Annotated in this window: 20 protein-coding genes; 13 read left to right on the top strand and 7 right to left on the bottom strand. The window is 61.0% G+C overall.

Annotation, left to right across the window (positions count from 1 at the left end; genetic code table 11):
* The gene (locus HNR03_RS15095) at positions 1 to 597 is read left to right on the top strand and encodes a sarcosine oxidase subunit gamma (RefSeq protein ID WP_259154401.1); all 597 of its coding nucleotides are present in this window, start codon (positions 1 to 3) and stop codon (positions 595 to 597) included.
* A gap of 105 nt (positions 598 to 702) precedes the next feature.
* Here the strand turns inward: HNR03_RS15095 and HNR03_RS15090 are convergent, their stop codons facing one another.
* Positions 703 to 1,611, bottom strand: coding sequence for a glycine betaine ABC transporter substrate-binding protein (locus tag HNR03_RS15090; protein ID WP_259154400.1), 909 nt, complete (start codon positions 1,609 to 1,611; stop codon positions 703 to 705).
* A 295-nt stretch (positions 1,612 to 1,906) separates the two neighbouring features.
* Between HNR03_RS15090 and HNR03_RS15085 the strand changes: the two genes are divergently transcribed.
* Complete coding sequence (locus HNR03_RS15085) at positions 1,907 to 3,943, top strand: NADH:flavin oxidoreductase (protein WP_259154399.1); 2,037 nt, start codon at positions 1,907 to 1,909, stop codon at positions 3,941 to 3,943.
* Between the two features lie 39 nt (positions 3,944 to 3,982).
* On the opposite strand, the gene HNR03_RS15080 is transcribed toward HNR03_RS15085, so the two are convergent.
* From HNR03_RS15080 to HNR03_RS15060, 5 genes are all read right to left on the bottom strand, one after another.
* On the bottom strand, positions 3,983 to 4,759 hold the full coding sequence (locus tag HNR03_RS15080) for a pyrroline-5-carboxylate reductase (RefSeq protein WP_259154398.1): 777 nt from the start codon (positions 4,757 to 4,759) through the stop codon (positions 3,983 to 3,985).
* Positions 4,749 to 5,456: a TetR/AcrR family transcriptional regulator gene (locus HNR03_RS15075; RefSeq protein ID WP_259154397.1), complete on the bottom strand. Its 708-nt coding sequence runs from the start codon at positions 5,454 to 5,456 to the stop codon at positions 4,749 to 4,751. Before HNR03_RS15075 ends, HNR03_RS15080 begins: the two co-directional genes overlap by 11 nt.
* Positions 5,457 to 5,597: 141 nt before the next feature.
* Positions 5,598 to 6,527: a LysR substrate-binding domain-containing protein gene (locus tag HNR03_RS15070; protein ID WP_259154396.1), complete on the bottom strand. Its 930-nt coding sequence runs from the start codon at positions 6,525 to 6,527 to the stop codon at positions 5,598 to 5,600.
* Between the two features lie 6 nt (positions 6,528 to 6,533).
* On the bottom strand, positions 6,534 to 8,747 hold the full coding sequence (locus tag HNR03_RS15065; protein ID WP_259154395.1) for a molybdopterin cofactor-binding domain-containing protein: 2,214 nt from the start codon (positions 8,745 to 8,747) through the stop codon (positions 6,534 to 6,536).
* Complete coding sequence (locus HNR03_RS15060) at positions 8,747 to 9,211, bottom strand: (2Fe-2S)-binding protein (RefSeq protein ID WP_259154394.1); 465 nt, start codon at positions 9,209 to 9,211, stop codon at positions 8,747 to 8,749. Before HNR03_RS15060 ends, HNR03_RS15065 begins: the two co-directional genes overlap by 1 nt.
* A gap of 118 nt (positions 9,212 to 9,329) precedes the next feature.
* On the opposite strand from HNR03_RS15060, the gene HNR03_RS15055 reads away from it, so the two are divergent.
* The 9 genes from HNR03_RS15055 to HNR03_RS15015 all read left to right on the top strand — a co-directional run bounded on the left by HNR03_RS15055 (position 9,330) and on the right by HNR03_RS15015 (position 18,636).
* Positions 9,330 to 10,220 (top strand): LysR substrate-binding domain-containing protein, encoded by an 891-nt coding sequence (locus HNR03_RS15055; protein ID WP_259154391.1) that lies wholly within the window; start codon positions 9,330 to 9,332, stop codon positions 10,218 to 10,220.
* 307 nt (positions 10,221 to 10,527) lie between these two features.
* Positions 10,528 to 11,457 (top strand): amidohydrolase family protein, encoded by a 930-nt coding sequence (locus tag HNR03_RS15050; RefSeq protein WP_090183042.1) that lies wholly within the window; start codon positions 10,528 to 10,530, stop codon positions 11,455 to 11,457.
* A gap of 4 nt (positions 11,458 to 11,461) precedes the next feature.
* The gene (locus HNR03_RS15045; RefSeq protein WP_259154390.1) at positions 11,462 to 12,376 is read left to right on the top strand and encodes an amidohydrolase family protein; all 915 of its coding nucleotides are present in this window, start codon (positions 11,462 to 11,464) and stop codon (positions 12,374 to 12,376) included.
* A 123-nt stretch (positions 12,377 to 12,499) separates the two neighbouring features.
* The gene (locus HNR03_RS15040) at positions 12,500 to 13,885 is read left to right on the top strand and encodes a UbiD family decarboxylase (protein WP_259154389.1); all 1,386 of its coding nucleotides are present in this window, start codon (positions 12,500 to 12,502) and stop codon (positions 13,883 to 13,885) included.
* The gene (locus HNR03_RS15035; protein WP_259154387.1) at positions 13,882 to 14,499 is read left to right on the top strand and encodes a UbiX family flavin prenyltransferase; all 618 of its coding nucleotides are present in this window, start codon (positions 13,882 to 13,884) and stop codon (positions 14,497 to 14,499) included. Before HNR03_RS15040 ends, HNR03_RS15035 begins: the two co-directional genes overlap by 4 nt.
* 76 nt (positions 14,500 to 14,575) lie before the next feature.
* Positions 14,576 to 15,613, top strand: coding sequence for a GTP-binding protein (locus HNR03_RS15030; RefSeq protein ID WP_259154385.1), 1,038 nt, complete (start codon positions 14,576 to 14,578; stop codon positions 15,611 to 15,613).
* A gap of 92 nt (positions 15,614 to 15,705) precedes the next feature.
* Positions 15,706 to 16,011, top strand: a complete 306-nt coding sequence (locus HNR03_RS15025; protein WP_259154384.1) for a solute carrier family 23 protein — start codon at positions 15,706 to 15,708, stop codon at positions 16,009 to 16,011.
* 12 nt (positions 16,012 to 16,023) lie between these two features.
* On the top strand, positions 16,024 to 17,412 hold the full coding sequence (locus tag HNR03_RS15020; protein WP_259154383.1) for an amidohydrolase family protein: 1,389 nt from the start codon (positions 16,024 to 16,026) through the stop codon (positions 17,410 to 17,412).
* A gap of 204 nt (positions 17,413 to 17,616) precedes the next feature.
* Positions 17,617 to 18,636, top strand: a complete 1,020-nt coding sequence (locus tag HNR03_RS15015; RefSeq protein WP_259154382.1) for an AbrB family transcriptional regulator — start codon at positions 17,617 to 17,619, stop codon at positions 18,634 to 18,636.
* A gap of 257 nt (positions 18,637 to 18,893) precedes the next feature.
* Here the strand turns inward: HNR03_RS15015 and HNR03_RS15010 are convergent, their stop codons facing one another.
* Positions 18,894 to 19,778: a LysR family transcriptional regulator gene (locus HNR03_RS15010; protein WP_259154381.1), complete on the bottom strand. Its 885-nt coding sequence runs from the start codon at positions 19,776 to 19,778 to the stop codon at positions 18,894 to 18,896.
* 133 nt (positions 19,779 to 19,911) lie between these two features.
* On the opposite strand from HNR03_RS15010, the gene HNR03_RS15005 reads away from it, so the two are divergent.
* Positions 19,912 to 21,576 (top strand): GMC family oxidoreductase, encoded by a 1,665-nt coding sequence (locus tag HNR03_RS15005; protein ID WP_259154380.1) that lies wholly within the window; start codon positions 19,912 to 19,914, stop codon positions 21,574 to 21,576.
* A 141-nt stretch (positions 21,577 to 21,717) separates the two neighbouring features.
* Complete coding sequence (locus tag HNR03_RS15000) at positions 21,718 to 23,340, top strand: MFS transporter (protein WP_259154378.1); 1,623 nt, start codon at positions 21,718 to 21,720, stop codon at positions 23,338 to 23,340.
* The last annotated feature ends 247 nt before the right edge of the window (positions 23,341 to 23,587 follow it).

Below are 23,587 nucleotides of genomic sequence, written 5' to 3'. Positions count from 1 at the left end.
ATGACCAGCCTGAGAGAACAACACAGCAAGGTGCGCCAAACGCCGGCGCCGATGACCGGCTGCTGCCTGACGGATTTGACCGACCTGCCACGGGTCGGTTTTCGCGGGGCACACACTGCCGACTACCTGCGGGGGCGTGCCTTCGTCCTGCCGGACGCGCCAAATCGCGCCGCGATTCAAGCCGATGGCAGCCACGTGGCGCGGCTTTCGCAAACCGAATACCTGCTGCTGGGCAGCCCCGAGGATCTGGGCCAGCGAATAGCCGATGAAGAAGCACGCTGGGAACTCGATCATCACGCCAACTACTTGCTGCCGCGCCAGGACAGTCATGCCTGCTTCCAGATGACGGGGGACTACCTGAGCGAAGTGCTGGCCAAGCTCTGCGGGGTTGATCTGAGTCCGCAAGCCTTCGTCCCGGGCGCAGTGGCCCAGACCTCGGCGGCACGCATCAATGTGATCATCATCAACTCCGGCACGGCGCAGCAGGCGAGTTTTCACATCCTCTGTGACCGGGCATCGAAGGCGTATTTTCAGGGTGCGCTGGAGGATGCGATGCAGGAGTATTCAGGGCTTGCGTCGGCGATGACCAGGCGCTGATTCTGCTGTTGCGTCGAGCAGACAGGCTGAGAGTCGGAGCCCGGCTCTCAGCCTGCACGGGGGATGATCAACAGGTAGAGAAACCTGAATGGTTGAATACGGCCATTAAGGCTGCCGACTGCTGACTTGCTGCCCGCCTTGCTCGAACATCGCTTCGAAACGCGGCTTGTTGGCCGCGTAGTAAGCGGCCACGGCCTGGTCAGAGGAGGTTTGGCGCGCCTGCATCATCAGCGCTTCGAGGTCAGCCTGGGGAATCGAGTAGTGGGCGAAGAAATAGGCGACCTCTGGATATTGCTGGCTAAACCCTTTGCGTGCCATGGCGTGGATCTGCTCGGCACCGCCAAAGATCTGCTTGGGGTCATCCAGATAGCGCAGTGGATACTTGGAGAACATCCAGTGAGGACTCCAGGCGTTGACCAACGACCATTTGCCTCGTTTCAGGTTGCGATCCAGTTCGTTGAGCATGCCGGATTCCGAGGAGGCCACCAGCTTGTAGCCGTCGAGCTTGTATTCATCGATGGCCTTTACCGTGAGCTTGTATTGGCCATTGCCGACTTCAGAGGTGAGGATCTTGCCGTCGAGTTTTTCCCTGACCTGCGGCTTGTTCAAATCCTCGACGCTCGACACTTCACTGACGGGTATCGAGGTGGGAACTGCCATGCCGATCCGCCCTTCGTACAGCACGCCGAGGTCTTCGAGCCTGTCCTTGTACTTGTCGTAAAACGCCTTGTGGGTGCTCGGTAGCCAGACCATCGGGATCAGGTCGATATTGCCGTTGGCCAGGGCTTGAAACTGAATGCCAATGTCGGCCATCACCAGTTTGACCGGTTGCTTGAGATGCTCCTGCAACGCGGTGCTGGCGAGCTTGACGGTGATTTCGGTGTCGGACCAATTGACCCAGCCAATGCGTACGGGCTCGGGTTCAGCGGCCTGCGTCAGCGCAGCGCTGCTCCCCAACGCAAAACCTAACAGACAGGCACAGACTTTTTTTCGATACGGCGAATGAGCGTTCATCAGGCGTCTTCCTATTGATGTGGGATAGGCAGGTTGTCTTCGTTTGAACGGCCTTACGGTCGTGAACAGTGCAGTCTTCGCTGCTTTCAATCCGGGCACGCAATCCTTTGCCCATCTTCTATCGGCACGATTTGACGGCGGGGTCTCTGCACCCTTTCGAGCCTGATCTTATCGACGAGTTTTGCCCCACGCAAGAAAAATGTACACCTGTGTCAGCGATGATTGACACAGGTGTACAGTTATCCTAATTTCAAGTCGCCCAAGCCTGATGAAGCCCACGACGGAGCTCACCACGATGTCCAGCGATCCCTTGCTGCAACCTTACAAGATCAAGCACCTGACCCTGAAAAACCGGATCATGACCACCGCGCACGAGCCGGCCTACCCGGTCGATGGCATGCCGCAAGCGTTGTATCGTGCGTACCACGTCGAACGCGCCAAGGCCGGCGTGGCCTTGACCATGACCGCCGGCTCCGCAGCCGTGTCCCGGGACAGTCCTCCGGTGTTCAACAACGTGCTCGCCTACAAGGACGAAGTCGTCAAATGGATGAAGGACCTGACCGACGAATGCCATGAACACGGTGCCGCGGTGATGATCCAACTGACCCACCTGGGCCGCCGTACCCGTTGGGACAAAGCCGACTGGCTCCCCGTGGTGTCACCTTCACACCGTCGCGAGGCGTCTCATCGCTCCTTCCCGAAAAAGATGGAGGATTGGGACATCGAGCGGATCATCAAGGACTACGTCGACGCGGCCGAACGCATGAAGGCGGCGGGTCTGGATGGTCTGGAGCTGCAGGCTTACGGGCATCTGATGGATCAGTTCTGGTCACCGCTGACCAACGACCTCGAAGGCCCGTACGGCGGCTCACTGGAAAACCGCATGCGCTTTACCTTCGACATCCTCAGGGGCATTCGCCAACGTGTCGGCGAGGACTTCTTGCTCGGTGTTCGCTACACCGGTGACGAAACACTGCCGGGTGGCTTCAACGCCAGTGAGGGCATGCAGGTTTCCCACATGCTCAAGGACAGCGGACTGGTCGACTTCCTCAACGTGGTGCGGGGCCACATCGACACCGATGCAGGCCTGACCGATGTCATTCCGATCCAGGGAATGCGCAACTCGCCGCACCTGGACTTCGCTGGCGAGATTCGCTCCGCCACAGGCTTTCCGACCTTCCACGCCGCGAAGATTCCCGACGTAGCCACGGCGCGCTATGCCATCGCCTCAGGCAAGGTGGACATGGTCGGCATGACCCGCGCGCACATGACCGATCCGCACATCGTGCGCAAGATCATCGAGAAGCGCGAAGAAGACATCCGTCCATGCGTAGGCGCCAATTACTGCCTGGATCGCATCTATCAGGGTGGCGCCGCTTATTGCATCCACAACCCGGCAACCGGCCGGGAAACCACGATGCCCCATGACATTCCAAAAGCAACGGTGAAGCGCAAGGTGCTGGTCATCGGCAGCGGTCCTGGCGGATTGGAGGCGGCGCGGGTGGCCGGCGAGCGTGGCCACGATGTCACCGTACTGGAGGCAGCGGACCGCCCTGGCGGACAGATCCGCCTGACGGCATTGAACGAGCGGCGCCGCGAAATGATCGGCATCATCGACTGGCGGATGAGCCAGTGCGAGCGTCTGGGCGTCAAGTTCCACTTCAACACCTGGGCCGAGGCCGACACGGTGCTGGCCCATGAACCTGACGTGGTGATCGTCGCCACTGGCGGCCTGCCGCATACGGAGGTGCTGTCGCAGGGCAACGAATTATTAATTTCGACCTGGGACATCATTTCCGGCGACATCAAGCCGGGGCGCAACGTCTTGATCTTTGACGATGCTGGCGACCATGCCGCCCTGCAAGCCGCCGAGGTCATCGCGCAAAGCGGTGCAACCGTGGAGATCGTCACCCCTGACCGTTCGTTTGCGCCTGAAGTAATGGCCATGAACCTGGTGCCCTACATGCGCAGCCTGCAGGACCTGAACGTCACCTTCACCGTCACCTACCGGGTCGAAGCGGTTGAAAAACGCGATGGCAAGCTCGTTGCGACTTTCGGCAGCGACTACGGCAAGGTCCACAAGCAGCGCGTCGTCGATCAGGTCGTGGTCAACCACGGCACGATTCCCCTGGACGATCTGTATTTCGACCTTCGTCCTCATTCGAGCAATGAAGGCGCCGTCGAACAGCACGACCTCATCGCGGGCAAGGCACAGAACATCGTCACTAACCCTCAGGGGCGTTTCCAGTTGTTCAGGATTGGTGACGCGGTGTCCGCGCGTAATACTCACGCGGCGATCTACGACGCCTTGCGCCTGGTGAAAGACATTTAACCCGTGCGCCTCCTTCCCTGGCAGGAAGGAGGCCCACGCCTACAAACCCCGCCGTGCCACTTCTGCGCCTTGTTGCACCGCCCGTCCGACCATGGCGTCAATGCCCTGATCAGCCATCGACTGCACCACGGCCGCCGTCACGCCACGGTAAGCCATCAACGCTTTAATCATTTCCTGAGGATCGTGGCGGGCAAGTAATTGACCGCCCCCCACCACCACGCCCTGTGCGGCATGTTGAGCGATGGCCGGAGGAATACCGGCCGCGACTGCCTGGCTCACTAGCGCCTGGTGCAACATGGCGGCCAAGGCAGGCCCGGTGCCGGAGAGCGCACTGAGGTAATCGATACAGTCCTCATTCGGGACTTCATCCGCCGTGCCCACACACTCGAACAACCCTTGCACCAGCGCTCGGTCCTGTTCGCTCAGACTGTCAGCGCTGTACCAGGGCGTGAACGATTGCCTGATTTCCACCGCGGCATTGGGCATGGCCCGTATCACTGCGTCGGCGCCCGTAGCGGCGCGAATGGCCGCCGCCGGAATGCCAGCCATCAGGGAAATCACTAATTTGCCTTTGGCGTTGATCTGCAGTTCGCGAAATTGCTCCGGCCGGATCGACAGGACCACCACGTCACTCAGCGCCACCAGCTGCTGATTGTCCGCTAGGAGCCGCACCGGCGGTTCGAAGGTGTGGGTGCCAGAGCGGTTGGAGACCAATAGGCGATCAGGACTGATGAAGCCGCTATCGAGCAGCGCCTCGGCAATCGCACGGCCCAGCCAGCCGGTGCCACCGATAATGCCCAGGGTTCTATTGTGCATCGGGAGTCGACTCCTCAAAGGTGTCGACCAACGACACGAAAACACCGGGCTCTTTTTCCGCGTAGCCGAACTTTCCAAAAAAACGGTCGAGCTCGCGCCGCTTCGGCGCCTTGCCGGTAAACACCGTGACGTACTGGGGGATTCGCCGGAAACGCACAACGATATCCTCGCTGGTTTTCATGGAGATGTAGCCGATCTGCGTGAGATAGATCGTCCTGGCTCGGGCGTCGGCAGCTTCTACCTCATAACCGAACCGCCGGAACATTCCCGCCAGGGCGTTGATCCGCGCCTCATCCGCGACCGCGATTTCAGCGGCCACCTCATTGGATTGCAACGCCCAGCTGCGCACGGCAAATTCAAACTGCGAGTCGAACAGTTCAGGGTTCAGCCAGCATTCGAAAACGTTGAGGATCGCTTCCGAAATACTCTCCGAATAACTCTCGCATTGGCTGATCAAGCCGCCCGTGTTCTTGTCCCGCCACCTGGCCAGCAGCGCCGCGAGCAACTGCTCCCGGTCTTCATAGAACCAATAAAAACTGGTACGAGACAAATTCAGCCGCTTGGCCAAGGGCATTACCCGCACGGCATCTACGCCGGACTCCTTCAGCGCATCGTAAGCCGCGTCCAGCCAGCCGTTGACGGAGCCACGCCAGCCCGCATCCTGCGCCTTGATTCGCGTTTTTCCAGTCTGCGACATGCCAGACATCCCCCTTTATCGAAAAATATCAGTCCACTGTACGCGGCAGCTTCCACGACGTACATAGAATGTACATCAGCGTACATTTTGAGAGCGTCCGCGGTCAGAGGGAAGGACTTTTTATCTTTTTTTGGCCTTGGATCAGGAAGCGGAATGGGCATCGATACCGTCCATGCTCGGGCCACCACGCTCTTGAACGATCAACTCTCGCAACGTATCAAGAAACAGCTTGAGCACCGGCGAGTCATCGTCTGCGCGGTAAGTGGCATACAACGGCACCTCCGGCAACGCTGGCGTCAGGCGGCGGAACACCAGCCCGGCCGGCGCCATCTGCTCGATGGAGGCTGGCAATAACGCCACGCCGAAACCGGCCCGCACCAGGCTGAGCAAGGTTTGAACCTCGATCACCTGCTGGCGGATTTGCGGGGTGAATCCGGCCTTGATGCAGCACTGAAAGAGAAAATCGGCAAACCGCGACTGCTTCAGTTCCAGCGCCACAAAGGGCTCATTCGCCAAGTCAGCTGGCGCCAGGGTTTCGCGTCGGGCCAAGGGATGATCATGGGGCATGACCACGCGAATCGGTTCGTAGATCAGCAGTTCATTGCGTAGTTGCGGATCGTCATAGCCGACCCGAAACACACAGGCGTCGATGCGCTTTTCCTTCAACGCCATGACCTGTGCCGCCGGCGTCATTTCATGCAGACGCCATGACACTTGAGGATAACGCTCGCGAAACAGGTGCAGGGCCTGTGGCAGCACGCCCACCATCACCGAACTGATCATGCCGATTTCCAGCTCACCCAACTGACCCCGACCGGTCTGACGAGTCAGGTCCAGCGCGCGGTTCAGTTGTTCGAACACCAGCGGTGCCTGTTCCTTGAGCATGCGTCCGGCCGCTGTAAGCTCGACCCGGTGATGACTGCGCTCGAACAGCGGCGTGCCCAGCTCTTCTTCCAGCAGACGAATCTGCTGGCTCAAGGGCGGCTGGCATATGTGCAGGCGCGTGGCAGCCCGGCCAAAGTGCAACTCTTCGGCAAGGGCCATGAAATACCGCAGCAATCTCAGGTCCATGCCGGCTTATCCCAAGGTCAGTGGCGTCGAGCGCTGGCGCACTCCGGTCAGGCTGAACAGCGCATTGGCGATGGCCGGAGCTACTGAAGGGCTGCCCAGTTCACCGACGCCACCGGGTTTGCCCGGTTCACCATCCAGCACCAGGATGTCCACCGCAGGCATGTCGGACATGCGTGTCACCCGATAGTCATGGAAGTTGCTCTGCACCACCCTGCCCTGCTTGATGTCCATGCGGTCGAACAGCGCGTGACCCAAACCCCACATCAAGCCGCCGTAGATCTGCTCTTCGACACCGCCCGGCGATACGGCGAGGCCGCAATCGACCACGCAAGTGAGCTTATCGACCTTGATCACACCGTCTTTTTTCGACAGCCTGGCGACCACCGCGATGAAGCTGGTGTAACCCTGATTGGTGGCAATGCCCAATGCGGTGTCTTGCGGTAATGGCTGGCCCCAACCGGCGCGTTCGGCGGCGCTTTTGAGCACCGCAACGTGCCGGGGGCGATCGTGCATGTTAGCCAGGCGAAAGGCCAAAGGATCCTGCCCGGCACCGTGGGCCAGTTCATCCATGAAGCTTTCCACGGCGAACACGTTGGGAATGAAGCTCACCGAGCGATACCAGCCACTGGGCACGTTGCTTTCGTGTTTGACCCAGGCCAGGTCCAGATTCGCCGGACGATAGGCGAAATCCCACGCGGTGATGGCTTCGGTGGTGCTGTAATCCATATGGTCCGGGCGCTCGAAATAGCCCGGCTCCCACTGTTCCGGCGACGCGGGCGACACCGCGTTGAGTTGCAACGCGGTCAATTGGCCCTGCGCGTCCAAAGCGCCTTTGGCCCGGTGCAACGTGGCCGGGTGCATGAACAGCGCACGCATTTCGTCTTCACGGCTGTTCATCAACTTGACCGGCACCTTGGCCTGTTGCGCCAGGTACGCCACTTCGAACAGCCAGTACTTGGCCTCCCGCGCGCCGAAACTGCCGCCGGACACCATCTCATGGATGGTGACCTTATCCTTGGCGATCTTGCACACCGTTTGCGCGGCCTCCAGCGCCGACGACGGCACCTGCACACCGCCCCAATAGGTGATGGCGTTGTCCGCGACCTGCGCGGTGATGCACACCGGCTCCAATGGGTTTTGCACCTTGTACGGCATGCGATAGTCGGCTTCGAGCAACTTCGCGGCAATCGGCCATTGCGCGGCGACATCCCCCGCCGCCATGGCGGACACCCGTTGCGCAGCCTTGTCGTCGATTGCCGCTGCTTGCGCCGTTGCCAGCTGATCACTGTCGAACTCGGCCAGCGGCGAGTCACTCCATTGCACCTTCAGCAACTCGCGCCCCTGATGCGCGGCCCAGTAGTTATCGGCCAGGACGGCGACGCCTGCCTGGTTGCCGCCGAGGACATCGGGCCGGCCCGGAATCGCGATCACTTTGCGCACGCCCGGCACCTGCAGCGCGGCGCTGGAATCCACTTTCAACACGGTCGCGCCGATCACGGGTGTGCGCTGAATCACCGCCACCAGCATCTGCGGTAACACAACATCGATGCTGTATTTGAAGCGCCCGCACACCTTTGCCGCCGCATCCCGTTTATGCCGCAACTTGCCGATGTACCTGAACTGCGTCGGGTCCTTCAGCGTGACGTTGGCCGGTGCCGACAACTGCGACGCAAGCCCCGCCAATTCACCGTAACCGAGGCTGCGGCGACTGGCGGTATGCAGCACTCGACCGTCTTCGGTTGTGCAACTGTCGAGGCTGACGTCCCACTGCTGCGCTGCCGCCATCATCAACAGTGCGCGGGCCGTGGCGCCGGCCATGCGCAACCGGTCGTATTCCAGCGACACGCTGGTGCTGCCGCCGGTGGAGTAAACCTTCCAGACCGGGTGGATGTACGCCTCGAAGAATGGATTTTCCGGAGAGATCACCTGCACGGTCATCGGGTTGACGTCCAGTTCCTCAGCCACACACGCGGCCAGCGCGGTGTGGGTGCCAGTGCCGGAGTCGTGCTTGTGCACCACCAGTTTCACCGTACCGTCGGGCAGCACCCGAACCCAGGCATTCGGCTCGAATTCACCGGCAGGCACTGGCGCCTCGGGCTCAGTGGCGGTGAGGCCCGAAGGCAGATAAAGCGCAATCGCCAGGCCGGAAGCGAGCGTAATCGCCTGCTTGAGGAAAATTCGGCGCGGCAATTCAACCTGAGTGTCGTCGATAAAAGGCATCACGCCTCCTTCGGCGCAGCGGCCGCGCGCTTGATGGCTTTGTTGATTCGCCCGTAAGTGCCACAGCGGCACAGGTTGCCGGACATGGCATTGCGGATAGAGTCATCGGTGACCGCCGCTCCGGTGTTGAGCAGCGCGGCGGCGGACATGATCTGACCGGATTGACAGTAACCGCATTGCGGCACATCTTCGGCAACCCAGGCCAATTGCAGCGGATGCTGTCCGGTGGGCGACAAGCCTTCGATGGTGGTGATGCGGTGCCCCGCCACGACAGCGACCGGCAGTTGGCAGGAACGTACTGCGACACCGTCCAGGTGCACGGTGCAGGCACCACACAGGCCCATGCCGCAACCGAACTTGGTGCCGGTGAGTTTCAAGTGATCTCGCAACACCCATAACAAGGGCATGGAGGGCGATGGCTCTACCAGCTCGTGTCGTTCGCCGTTTACCGTGAATTCGATCATTGTCAGGCTCCAAGAGAGCGGCCCGTCTTTGTGCGGGCCTGGTCGCCGATTATTGGAAGCCTGCGCAAAAACGGGCCAGCGACGATTTCTGCCATCCTGTGTAAGTAGGACTAACAGCATGTACAAGCGATACCCGTCGGTGCAGTCCATGAATGCCTTCATCCAGGCTGCTCGCAGCGGAAGTTTCTCCAGCGCCGCGCGCAGACTCGACTTGACCCACAGCGCCATCAGCCAGCAGATCCGCAGCCTGGAAGACTTCATTGGCCAGCCGCTGTTCGTTCGCGAAGGCGGCGGCAGCAACCTGACCGATGCCGGTCAATTGTTTGCCAGCGTGCTGTCCGACGGCCTCGCGCAGATCGACCGGGCGCTGTCCTCGGTGAAAAACCGCAGCGTCGTGCAACGGCTGACCCTGGATGTCGACAGTGAACTGGCGCAGAGCTGGCTCAATCCACGGCTACCGCAACTGCTTGATTTGCTGCCCGACCATGAAGTGGTCCTGCTGTCGATGCCACGCACGGATCGCAGCTCGTTCGAGCGGGTCGACCTGGCGTTGCGCTACGGCTATGGCGATTGGGAAGACTGCGAGATGACGCAGATTTGTGGCGACAGCGTCCGCGCGGTGGCTTCGCCCGCCTTGCTGGAAAGACAGGGTCTACAGGTGCCCATGACTCCTGCCCAAGTGCTGCAATTACCGTTGTTGGGGTATACGCGTCGGTCGTGGATTCCCTGGCTGGAGGCCTCTGAAATGGCACCGAGCGAGCCGGCCGCGCGTGTGATTTTTGATAACGCGGCGAACCTGATCGCCGCCGCCGAGGCCGGGGTTGGCGCGGGTCTGGTGCGCGGCTTGCTGGCCGCCGATGCGTTGCGCTCGGGGCGTTTGGTGGCACTGAACGACACGACGATTGCAGCGCATTACAACCTGTACGCGGTGTGGCCACCGGGTCAGGCCGAGCGGGTGGCGCCGGTAGTCGAGGTGATCAAAAGTCTGGCTCGGCAGACACTGAGCTGACGTCATCGCGGGCGGGTTCGCTCCCACAAAAGATCGCCAGCGGGGAGCGAGCCCGCTTGCGAAAAATGCCACACATCCACCACCAGAAACCTGCCCGATATCGAACACGTATCAACCCCTCGCCCAATTAATATTGTACGAACCCGATCCCCCCTTCCAATACTCCTCCCCAAGCAGACAGCGTCCCGAGCCGGATGCGACCAGGCGAGGGAATGCGCAGCAGTGCGCATAGAAATGGCCGATTGCCCGGGACGTGGCTGCTGCGAACCGCAAGGTTCCCTTCCCCGCTATCAGGAGATCGACTTCAATGATCATCGATATCAGTTGCTATCCCACCGACCTGGTGGACCTCGCCTGGAGGCATGACGGTGACCCGTTCACCGGCGAGCGTCTGTTGGAGATGATGGATGGCCCGTACATGGTCAACGGCAAACCTCGCCGCATCGACAAAGCCTTCATCCAGCCGCCACAAGGCAACACCATTTACACCTGGACCGACGGCGACCTCACCGGGCGCGAATCCATCGATGCCTACATGGCTTACACACTGAAGATGGTGCAGACCTACCCGGATCGTTTCATCGGCTGCTTCGTCTACAACCCGCGCTGCGGCGTGGAAAACGGTGTCGAGGCGATCGAGCGCTACGTCAAGGAACACGGTTTCAAGATGGTCCAGATGCAGGCCAACATGCACGCCTATCGCCCGGACCGGGCGCTGGACTGGGTCCGTCCGGCCTTCGAGAAATGCGCCGAACTGGGCATCCCGGTCAAGCTGCACACCGGCGACGGCCCCTACAGCATCCCCTCAGAATGGGTGCCGATGATCAAGGAGTTCCCCAACGTCGATTTCATCATGGCGCACTTCGGGGTGCAGACGGGCGGCGTCTATGTCTTCGAACCCATGCAATGGGCGATGGAGCTGCCCAACGTCTACTGCGAATCAGGCTGGTGCCTGCAATCGCGGATCGTCGAGTTCGCCAAGGTCTTGCCGACGCACAAAATCCTCTTCGGGACCGACACCCCTCCCAACGAACCAGGCATGTGGCTGCGCCTGCTGGAAGTGCTCTGCCATGAGCCGCCGCAAGGCCTGAACCTGGACGAGGACACCCTCGAAGAGTACCTGGGCAACAACACCGCACGGATGATCGGCCTCGAACCGACGCCGCCGCCACGTTCCGTGTCCGAAGCCGAGGCGCAGTTGAAGCGCCCTGTCACCACCCAGCTGGCCAGGAGTTGAACCGATGATTATCGATACCCATCTGCACCCCACCAACCTGGTCGATGAGGCCTGGCGCCATACCGGCGAACCGTTCACCGGCGAGCGCATGCTCAAGCTGATGGACGGCCCGTACATGATCAATGGCAAACCACGGCGCATCGACATGGGCTTCATCCAGCCGCCACCGGGCAACACCGGTTATCGCGACGGCAACCGTCGGGGCCGCGAAGGCGTGCGCGACTACATGTCCTACGTCGCTGAACTGTGCGTGAAATACCCGGATCGCTTCATCGGCAACTTCAACTTCAACCCACGCTGGGGACCGGAAAACGGTGCGGCAGAGCTGGAATTCCACATCAAGGAATACGGCTTCAAGATGCTCAAGCTGCACGCCAACATGCACGGCTATCGTCCGGACCGGGCACTGGACTGGCTGCGGCCGGCGATGAAAGTCTGCGCCAAATACAACATCGTGGTGCTGATCCACACGGGCGACGGGCCGTACACCATCCCGACCATGTTCTACCCGATCATCCGCGAGTTCCCGATGGTCAATTTCATCATCGGTCACTTCGGCATCCAGACCGGCGGCAACTACTCCTTCGAAGCGTTCTGGATGGCCATGGACACGCCGAACGTGTACTGCGAATCCGGTTGGTGCTTCCAGTCGCGGATTGTCGAATTCGCCAAGGAACTGCCACGCAACAAGATCGTATTCGGCACCGATTCGCCGCCGAACGAACCGGGCATGTGGTTGCGCGAGCTCGAAGTCTTGTGTTCGCCAGCGCCGCAAGGCCTGGGGATCGATGAGGATCACCTTGAGGACTACCTGGGCAACAACATCGCGCGGTTGTGCGGCATCGAACCGACACCGCCACCCAAGGACCTGGTCGAGGCGGACATTCGTCTGACCACGACCTACCTCCAGGCTTTTTAAACAAGCGCACAGCGACCTTTCAGGCGTTCAGATGAACCGGCGTTCGATCGACCGGCAGGCCAACGGCTTGTCGATCGAACGTCGCCGATCCCCTGCGCGCCTGCTTTTTTACGAGGTGAAACCATGACCCTCTGCACGCTCGGCGATACCCAGGATTTCCACGACTTCATCGACGCCTATCGCCGCCAATACCCGAACGATGTGCTGACCCTTCACGAAAAACTGTCCGCCGACCAGGACGTCACCGCCCTGGTCGATGCCCTCGCCTCACAAGGTCGCGACCCGCTGCTGATCTGCGAAAACGTCGGCCATCTGGGTGTGCCGGTCGCGACCAACCTGTTCGCCTCCCGGACCCGCATCGCGCGGATTTTCGGGGTTGCTCCGGCGCAGTTGCACGAAACCTTTCAGGCTCGCGCCAACAATCCCATCGCCCCGCGCTACGTTGAAACTGGTCCGGTGCTGGACGAAATCTTCGAAGGCGAAGCCGTGGACCTGGCGCTGTTGCCGATGCTCAAGCACTTCGACAGCGACCGTGGCCCGTACATTACCAACGCCATCATCATCGCCGAGGACCCGGTCACCGGCATCGCCAACATGAGCTACCACCGCTCGATGCGCCATGCCCGGCAGACCCTCGCCACCAGCCTGCATTCGCGTGGCCACTTGTGGCGCATGCTGCAAACCGCCCGCGAGCGCGGCGAAGAACTGCGCGTGGCCATGGTGGTTGGCGCCCATCCGTTGTTCATGCTTGCCGCCGCTGCACGCTTGCCCTTCGGCAGCGATGAGCGCGCGGTGGCCGGCGGCCTGTTCGGTGCCCCGCTGGAATTGGTCAAGACCCCGCTTTACGGTATCGGCGTGCCGGCGTTTGCCGAGTTCGTACTCGAAGGCGCCATCGACCCGGCGGCCTATGCCGAAGAAGGTCCGTTCGGTGAGTTCAGCGGCTATTCCTCAGACCGCTCAACCAATAACGTGCTGCGGGTCGACACACTGATGCGGCGCAAGGACGCCTGGCTGGTGGACGTGGTCGGCGGGCGCTACGCCGAACACCTGACTCTGGCGCGCCTGCCTCGGGAAGCGGAGATGAGCGAGAAACTCAAGGCCCGCTTCCCCGCTGTCACTGCCGTGCATTACCCCAACTCCGGCACGCATTTTCATTGTTATGTGGCGCTGGATCAGAGCCGTGACGGCGAGGCGCGGCAGATCATGCTCGCCCTGCTCGGCTGGGACCCCTACCTCAAAACCGTGATCGCGGTGGACAGCGACATCGACATCAGTGACGACAGCCATGTGCTCTGGGCGCTGGCCACGCACTTTCAGCCCCATCAGGATATTTTCGTCATCGACGGCCTACCCGGCAGTCCGCTGGACCCCTCGTCCTCGGTCAATGGCACCACCTCGCGCATGGGGCTGGACGCCACGCGCGGATCGGGATTCGACGGGATCAAGGCGCAACTGGATCAGCACGTGGTCGAGCGCGCACTGACGCTGCTGAAGAAGTATTCATCATGAACCGCCAGCGCATGGTCGTCGGCATCAGCGGCGCGTCAGGGTTCATCTACGGCGTAAGACTGCTGGAGTTGCTGGCTGAACTGAACATCGAAAGCCACTTGATCATCAGCCGTGCCGCGCTGCTGACCATGGCCCATGAAACCGACTACAAGCTGGCCGACGTCACCGCGTTGGCCAGCCACTACCATCGCGCCGACGACGTGGCCGCCGGGATCGCCAGCGGATCGTTCCGCTGCCTGGGCATGGTGGTCGCGCCCTGCTCGATGCGCACGCTGGCGGAGATCGCCACCGGCACCTCATCAGGACTGATCGGCCGCGCTGCCGACGTCACCTTGAAGGAACGCCGCACCCTGGTGCTGATGGCCCGGGAAACGCCGCTGACCCTCGCCCATCTGCGCAACATGACCGCCGTCACCGAGATGGGCGGGATCATCGCCCCACCGGTGCCGGCTTTCTACGCCCGTCCGCAAAACCTTTCGCAAATGGTCGATCACAGCCTTGGCCGCGTCCTCGACCTGTTCGGCCTCGACGCCGGAACCGCGCTGCGCTGGGGTGAAGCTTCGAAACCCGGCACGAGCGATGAAGCCAAAGCCGTTCGCAGGGGTGTCGGTTGATCTACCGCTTCGCGAGCAAGCCCGCTCCCACAAAAAAAATTACCCGGCAAATCGATCAGTCATCAAGGAGCTCAACATGAACCTTCCATTCAACGCCCCGACCCCGAACCGCAAAATCCCGGTGACCATCCTCACCGGTTTCCTCGGCGCCGGTAAAACCACCCTCCTCAACTACATCCTCAAGGAAAACCACGGGCGCAAGATTGCCGTGATCGAAAACGAATTCGGTGAAGTCGGCATCGACGGTGACCTGGTGCTCAGCTCCGAGACCGAAGAAATCTACGAGATGGTCAACGGTTGCGTGTGCTGCACCGCCGAAGTCCGCGAAGACCTGGTGCGCATCGTTCGCGAACTGGTGGCTCGCCCGGTAAGACTCGATCACATCCTGATCGAAACCAGCGGCCTGGCCGATCCATACCCGGTAGCACAGAGCTTCTTCATCAACGACCCGATCGCCGATGAAGTGGAACTGGACGCCATCGTGACCATGGTCGATGCCAAGCACATCGCCCAGCATCTGGAGGATTTGCACCTCGATGGCGTGGACAACCAGGCGGTGGATCAGATCGTCTGCGCCGACCGCATCGTGATCAACAAGGTCGATCTGGTCAGCGAGGACGACGTCACCGCGCTGCGGGGCAAGATTCGCGGGTTGAACGCCACGGCGCAGCTGGTGACGTCCAGCTACGCGCAAATCGACTTGACGAAGATCCTCGGCATCGGTGCGTTCGAGTCAACGCAGAAACTGATGGAAATCGGCGCTGAACACGATCACCACGCCGACGAACATCACCCTGATCTGGATCATGAGCACGACCCGAGCGTGACGTCAGTCGGCATCACCGTGGACGGCGCGGTGAATCTGCTCGCCTTCCACCAGTGGATCAGCGCGTTGCGCACTGAGCAGGCCGACAACCTTTACCGCATGAAAGGCGTGCTGGCCGTCGCGGATCAGGATCAGCGCTACGTGCTGCAGGGCGTCCACAGCCTGGTCGAGTTCCGAGCCTCCACCGCATGGGGCACGGAACCACGCTCCAGCAAGATTGTGTTCATCGGCCGCGACCTGGACCGCGCGGCGCTGAACCAGGGCTTTGCCGCCTGCCTGGCAAGCTGAAAGAACGGCATCGGAGCCGGTGGATGGCGGCTCCGGGCACGCAGAACGAATACCCCTCTGTACCGAATAACAACAGCTAGAGGTGTTTCCCCATGTCGTCAGCCACATCCCCATCAAAAACCCCTTCCACCGTCCACCCGGTCGACCAGATTCTGCCGGTCCGGCAAATGCTCACCCTCGGCCTGCAACACATGGCCGTTTCATACATCGGCGCCATTGCCGTGCCGTTGATTGTCGCAAGCGCGCTGAAAATGTCCCAGGCCGACACCGTGGTGCTGATCAGCACCACCCTGTTTTGCTCGGGCATTGCCACGCTTTTGCAAACCGTCGACGCGGCGCTCAACGGCGTCAGCGTTGCCGACAGCGCAGCCACTAAGCCCGCCCCACACAGCCTCTGACTGGAGAAGCACATGACACGACTTCAAGACATCCTGATCAAAAATCCGGCCGCGGTGATGACCGGCCTGCGCGGTCCGCGCGCCCGGGCCGGTAGCGTAGACATCCGCATCGTCAACGGCCGCATTGCTGAAATGGCCGCAGGCCTTGTCGCGCACCCCGGCGAACGGGTGATTGATGCCCGCCACTCGGTCGTCTACCCAGGCTGGATCAACACCCATCATCACCTGTTTCAAAACCTGCTCAAAGCCGTGCCCGAAGGGATGAATCAAGACTTGCAAGGCTGGCTGGCCAGCGTGCCTTACCCGCGCCTCAACCGTTTTACCCCGCAACTGGCGCAGATCGCTTCACGCCTGGGCATGGCCGAGCTGCTGTTGTCGGGGGTGACGACCTGCGCCGATCACCATTATCTTTATCACGCCAACGGCACCACCGAGACCGGCGACCTGCTATTCGACACCGCTGAGACCTTCGGCATGCGTTTTGTTCTGTGCCGCGGCGGCGCACTGGAATCCGCCAGCGCGCATCCGGGATTCTCAAAAACGGCGCTGCAACCCGAGACGCTTGATCAGATGGTCGGCGACATCGAACGGCTCAAATCGCTGTATCACCAAGACACCCCGGATGCGATGCGGCGCGTGGTGGTGGCGCCGACGACACCGACCTTCTCCCTGCCGCCGACCTTGCTGCGAGAGCTTGCCCACACCGCTCGCGGCCTCGGTTTGCGTTTGCACACGCACCTTTCGGAAACACAGAACTACGTCAATTTCTGCCGTGAAAAATACAACTGCCTGCCGGTGGAGTTCGTCGCCGAGCATGAATGGCTCGGCCCGGATGTCTGGTTCGCCCACGCGGTGCATTTGCAACCGGCGGAAATCCGCATGCTCGCGCAAACCGGCACCGGCATTGCTCATTGCCCGGTGAGCAACGCACGCTTGGGCAGCGGTGTCGCGCCAGTGCCACAAATGCAAGAGGCCGGGGTGCCGATATCCCTCGGGGTCGATGGCGTGGCGTCCAACGAGTCCGGGAGTATGGTCGGTGAAGCGCACACGGCGTGGTTGATTCATCGGGCCGAACAAGGGGCTTCAGCCACCACCGCCGAAGAGGTGATTCATTGGGGCACGGCCGGCGGCGCGCAGGTGTTGGGGCTGGGATCGGTCGGAACGCTGGAAATTGGCCAGGCGGCGGACCTGGTGATCTATGGTCTCGATCATCCACGGTTCTTTGGTTTCCATGATCTCGCGATTGCACCGGTGGTTGCCGGTGAGCCGATTGCCGTGCGCTACAGCATGATCGGTGGGCGGCTGGTGGTCGACGACGGGGTGATCCTGGGACTGGATCTGGAACACATGCGCGCTGAAGCGTGGGAGGGGGTGCAACAGTTGATGCATGTCGTCGACTGATACCCGCGAGCCCACTCCCCTGTTGGAGCTGGCTGCCAGCGAGTGCCCAGGCCAAGAAGGCACCTCGTCAGCATCCGGCTCCAGCAGGATCCACCGAGATGACACTAGCGCAACAGGCATGCTTGACGCTTCGCCTGGTTAAATGGGAAAACGTGCATGGCCCGGATGGAAGCGCGGGCTAATTCACGAATCAAGGAAGACCCCATGAAAACCCTGTTGTGTTTGCTGATCGCCATCGGCGTCGGCGCCGCGCTGCAATACGCCGGTGTCCCCCACGGCCTGTTGCTGGGCTCGATACTCGCGACCGCGTTAATCGCCAGCAACCTGCGTTTTTCCCCTGCGCTGCCCTTCAGTCTGGGTTATGTGCAGATCGTCTTGGGGATCGCGACCGGTCTGATGTTCAAGTCATGGGACAGCCACACAGCGGCTGCCATGCTGCCCAGTCTCGGCTTCATGCTGTTGTGCCTGATGGTTCAAAGTAGCGTCGCCGGCTTCTGGTTGTTCAGGGTTTCGGGCTGGAACCTGAAAGACTCGCTATTGGCCGTGTACCCCGGCGCACTTGCCGCCGTGTTCGACTTGCTTGAATCCGAACGTGCGTCCGGCAAAGTGATTGTCGTGCACCTGATCCGCCTGCTGTCGATCACCGTGTTGGTGAGTGTGTGCATTCCCGGACACACCGACACGGTGCTTGCCGAAAGCAGCCCGCTGGTCATGAGCACCGTATTGACCCTGTTGTCGCTGATCGCCTTGTGCCTGTTGCTCGGGCGCTTGCTGTTGAAGGCCGGCGTGCCCGCCCCCTTCATGCTCACCGCCATCGTCCTCACCGGGATTTCGCTCAAGGTCGGCTATCTTCAGGACTTCCACCTGCCGCAATGGAGTGTCGACTCCGCCACGGTCCTGCTGGGTATGCTGATCGGCTCGAAATTCAAGGACATCACCCTCGGGGAACTGGTCCGCCACGGCCGCGCCGGGCTGATGTCGATTGCCCTGATGTTGCTGATCGCAACAGCGTTTGCAGGCGTGGCCGCACGCGTGCTGGGCAGCGATCCCTTGTCGTTGTGGTTGGCCTATATGCCGGGTGCCATCGAGACCATCGCCATCGTCGCGTTCGGCGGCGGGCTGAACGTGGTGTTCATCCTCACGCATCACTTGATGCGCATGGTCGTGCTGCACTTTGCACCGGCATTGCTCGTACAGGCGCGGCGCTGGCGGGAAGATGTTTGAAGGAACTTCGTTCAAACGCCTCCCCATGTGGACGAAGGGACTAAACGGGAGAAATTGTCGCCAGGGCACCAATCAGAATGGTTAACAACAGAAATCCACCGAGGAAAATTGCCATCTTGCCCATAGGGCCTCCTACATAATGAGTTTACGGTGCAGTGGCTGCGCGACTGCAGACCGTGGCGTCATTGTGAGCTGCAGGCCTTATGCATAACAGATGCAGATAACGATGGAAAATACGGATCAGAGCCCCGGGAGAGCTATCCCAATAACAGCGTCTGCTCCGCATCACACAACGCCACCACGTAATCCCACAGCACCCGCAGCCTGACCGATTTGTGCAGCTCGCGGCGGGTGCTGATCCAGTAGCTGCGCAGGATGTTTTCATCCGGCAGCAGCGGCACCAACTGCGGATCGGCACTGGCCATGTAGCACGGCAACACCGCAATCCCCAACCCGGCGCGTGCCGCCTGTTGCTGGGCGATGACGCTGGTGCTGTGAAATACCACACGCGGATTGCGGCAAAAGCTGTTGAGGAACATCAGTTCCTGGCTGAACAGCAAATCGTCGACATAGCCGATCCAGGCGTGGCGCCCCAGGTCTTCGCGGCTGTGCAGCGGCGGTGCCTGGTCGAGGTAGGCCTGGCTGGCATACAGCGCCAGTCGATAGTCGGTGAGTTTGCGCGTGACCAGCATGTCGGCGGCCGGGCGTTCGAGGTGGATGCTGATCTCGGCTTCGCGGTTGAGGATGCTGACGAAGCGCGGCACCGCCACCAGCTCCACTTCCAGCCCCGGATAACGTTCGAACAGCCCGTTCATGCGGCTGGCGAGGAACATGATCCCCAGCCCTTCGGTCACGCCGACGCGGATCTTGCCCAGCGGCGCGGTGGACTGGGTGATTTCCTCCTGGGCCAGCAACGCGACGTTTTCCATGGCCTCAGCATGTTTGAGCAACGCCTCGCCTGCCGGAGTCAGCTCATAGCCTTGGGCATGCTGGACGAACAACGCCGTGCCGAGGCTTTTTTCGATGGCTTCGATGTGCCGGGCGACAGTGGCATGCGTGGTGTTCAAACGGCGGGCAGCGGTGAGCAAACGCCCGCTGCGTTGCAATTCGAGAAAAAACCGCAGGTCATTCCAGTCGAACATGAGTCGTCCTTGGGTCTACGCTGTTGGAAGCGCTGTTTAAAAACGCACAGCGGCTGCGCAAAAACTAACATTCTTTTGACGAAAGCTAACAACTAGGATGACTGACAACAAGAACAACAATACGAGGTCAGGGATGCAGACTTCCCTTGATGAATTCGACTACATCGTGGTTGGCGCCGGACCGGCCGGTTGTTTGCTGGCCAATCGACTGTCGGCCAACCCGCAACACCGGGTGTTGCTGCTCGAAGCCGGTGGCCGCGATAACTATGCGTGGATTCACATCCCCGTCGGTTACCTGTTCTGCATCGGCAACCCGCGCACCGACTGGTGCTTCAAGACCGAAGCGCAAACAGGCCTGCAAGGTCGCGCCTTGAGTTACCCGCGCGGCAAAGTGCTGGGCGGCTGCTCCTCGATCAACGGCATGATCTACATGCGCGGCCAGGCGGGCGACTACGATGGCTGGGCCGCCGACGGCAATCCGGGCTGGAGCTGGAACGACGTCCTGCCGCTGTTCAAGAAAAGCGAAAACCATTTTGCCGGCGACTCGGAATTTCACGGCGCTGCCGGAGAATGGCGGATCGAGCGTCAGCGGTTGTCGTGGCCGATTCTGGATGCGTTTCGCAGTGCCGCCGAGCAAAGCGGCATCGCCAGCATCGATGACTTCAACCAGGGCGATAACGAAGGCTGCGGCTATTTCCAGGTCAATCAAAAAGCCGGGATTCGCTGGAACGCGGCCAAGGCGTTTCTCAAACCGGTGCGCAACCGCCCCAACCTTACCGTATTGACCGACGTCGAAGTCGATCGTGTGCTGCTGGAAAACGGCCGCGCATCGGCCGTCAGTGCGCGCTACCAGGGTCAGGCGAAAACCTTTAAGGCTCGCAAGGAAATCGTCCTGTGCGCCGGCTCCGTTGGCTCGCCAAGTATTCTGCAACGTTCCGGGATCGGCCCTCGCCCACTCCTGGAAAAACTCGGGATCGGCGTGGCCCATGAGCTGCCCGGCGTCGGTGGCAACCTGCAGGATCACCTGCAATTGCGGCTGATCTACAAACTGGAAAATGCGCGCACCCTGAACCAGATCGCCGGCAGTGTGTGGGGCAAGATGGGCATGGGTCTGCGTTACCTGTATGACCGCAGCGGCCCGCTGTCGATGGCGCCGAGTCAGCTCGGCGCGTTTGCCCGATCCGGGCCGGAGCAAACCTCGGCCAATCTCGAATACCACGTGCAGCCGCTGTCGCTGGAGCGTTTCGGCGAGCCGTTGCATGCCTTCCCCGCGTTCACTGCATCGGTCTGCGATCTGCGACCGCAAAGCCGTGGCCGGGTGGAGATTCGCTCAGCCAATGCGCAGGAAGCACCGCTGATCCAGCCCAATTACCTGAGCCATCCGGAGGACTTGCGGGTCGCGGCCGACGCGATTCGCCTGACCCGGCGCATCGTCGCCGCACCGGCCCTGCAAGCGTTCAAACCGGTGGAATACCTGCCCGGCGCCAGCTTGCAGACCGAAGAACAATTGCACGAAGCCGCAGCGCGGATTGGCACGACGATTTTCCATCCGGTGGGCACCTGCCGCATGGGCAACGACGCGGACGCGGTGGTCGACGCCGAGCTGCGCGTGCACGGGATTCCCGGCCTGCGCATCGCGGATGCCTCGATCATGCCGCGCATCACCTCAGGCAACACCTGTTCGCCTACGCTGATGATTGCCGAAAAGGCTGCACAGCTGATCCTCAACCCTTTGACTGTAAACCCCTCCCCTGTGGGAGCGAGCTTGCTCGCGAAAGCGGTAGACCATCAACATTGATGAGCACTGACACGACGCATTCGCGAGCAAGCCCGCTCCCACAAGGGATCGCATCAGATTTACCGACGTAGAAATACCCCGCCGTAAGGAATACGCAACACCAGTGGAACAACAAAAACAATCACTGTGAGGGATACCGATATGTCAGAACATGTTCAGCCGCTGGACACCACGCTTAGCGTCGACACCAGCCCCGACACCCGCAAAGTCATCTTCGCCTCGTCACTCGGAACGGTCTTCGAGTGGTACGACTTTTTCCTCTATGGCGCCCTCGCGGCGGTGATCAGCAAGCAGTTTTTTGCCGGGGTCAACGACACCACCGCGTTCATCTTCGCCCTGATGGCGTTCGCCGCCGGCTTCATCGTCAGGCCTTTCGGCGCGCTGGTGTTCGGGCGACTGGGGGATATGATCGGGCGTAAATACACGTTCCTCGCGACCATTGTCCTCATGGGCCTGGCGACCTTCTGCGTCGGTCTGCTGCCGACCTACGCCAGCATCGGCATTGCCGCGCCGATCATCCTGGTCTTGTTGCGCATGCTTCAGGGCCTGGCCCTGGGCGGTGAATATGGCGGCGCTGCCACGTATGTCGCCGAACACGCGCCGATTGGCAAACGTGGTTTTCACACCAGCTGGATTCAATCCACGGCCACCCTTGGCCTGTTGCTGTCACTGCTGGTGGTGCTCGGTTGCCGCTATTTCACCGGTGACCAGTTCGAAGTCTGGGGCTGGCGGATTCCGTTTCTGTTTTCGATCGTTTTGCTGGGCATCTCGACCTGGATTCGCATGAGCCTGCACGAGTCGCCGGCCTTCGTGAAAATGAAAGAAGAAGGCAAGCTCTGCAAGTCGCCGCTGCGCGACTCCTTCGGCAAATGGGAAAATCTCAAAGTGGTGCTGATCGCCCTGTTCAGTATCAACGCCGGGCAAGCGGTGACCTTCTATGCCGCGCAATTCTACGTGCTGTTCTTCCTCACCCAATTTTTGAAAATGGACCCGGCGCTGGCCAATAGCCTGCTGATCGTCAGCGTGATCATCGGCGCGCCGTTCTTTATCTTCTTTGGCTGGCTGTCGGACAAGGTCGGGCGCAAACCGGTGCTGATGATCGGCCTGCTGCTGGCCACTGCGCTGTACTTCCCGATTTTCAAATCCATCGCCCACTACGCCAACCCGGCCATCGACCAGGCCAGTCGCCAGGCACCTATCACCGTGCTCGCCGACCCGGCCACCTGCACCTTCCAGTTCGATCCGGTGGGCAAGGCGAAATTTGACAGCCCGTGCGACAAGGTCAAAACCTTCCTGGTGAAACAGGGCCTGCCTTACACCAGCGAAGCGGCCCCGGCCGGCAGCGCCGTGCAGGTGAGCGTCGGTGATGTGAAAATCGATGGCTACGATGAAGCGGCGCTACGCGGTGCAGTGGCCCTGGGCGGATATCCGTCAAAAGCCGATACCCAGTTGGTCAACAAACCGATGATCGTGGCGCTGATCGTCGCGCTGATCATTATCTCCGCCATGTGCTACGGCCCGCTGGCCGCGCTGATGGTCGAACTGTTCCCGACACGCATCCGCTACACCTCGATGTCCCTGCCCTACCACATCGGCAATGGCTGGTTCGGTGGTTTCCTGCCGACGGTGTCGTTCGCTCTGGTGGTGTACACCGGGGATATTTTCTACGGGCTGTGGTACCCGGTGGTGATCACTGCGGTGAGCCTGGTGGTGGGGATGATCTGTCTGCGTGAAACGAAAAACGTCGACCTCGATAAAAACTGACCGTCACTGCAGAAAAACGCCCCGCACACCCGGGTAATGCTGTTCACTTAAGACCGTTTTTGGGTTGGGGTTGGGGTTGGGGACATATCCGTTTCTGCGGTAACGGCGGCTATTGGTTCCGCCCTGACGGCGGGTCACTTGGAGAAGCGCCAAGTAACCAAGCGCTAGCGCCCCTGACGTCCGGTGCCTCGCTGTGGCTCGGCATTCCCTCACTCCGGTCCTGCTCCGTGGGCCCGCCGCCATCGGC

Origin of the sequence: Pseudomonas sp. JAI111, from assembly GCF_024809425.1 — a bacterium.
In the GTDB taxonomy this organism is placed as follows: Bacteria; Pseudomonadota; Gammaproteobacteria; order Pseudomonadales; family Pseudomonadaceae; genus Aquipseudomonas.
The sequence above is the reverse complement of the archived record's forward strand: the minus strand, read 5'-3'. Positions and strand labels throughout refer to the sequence as shown.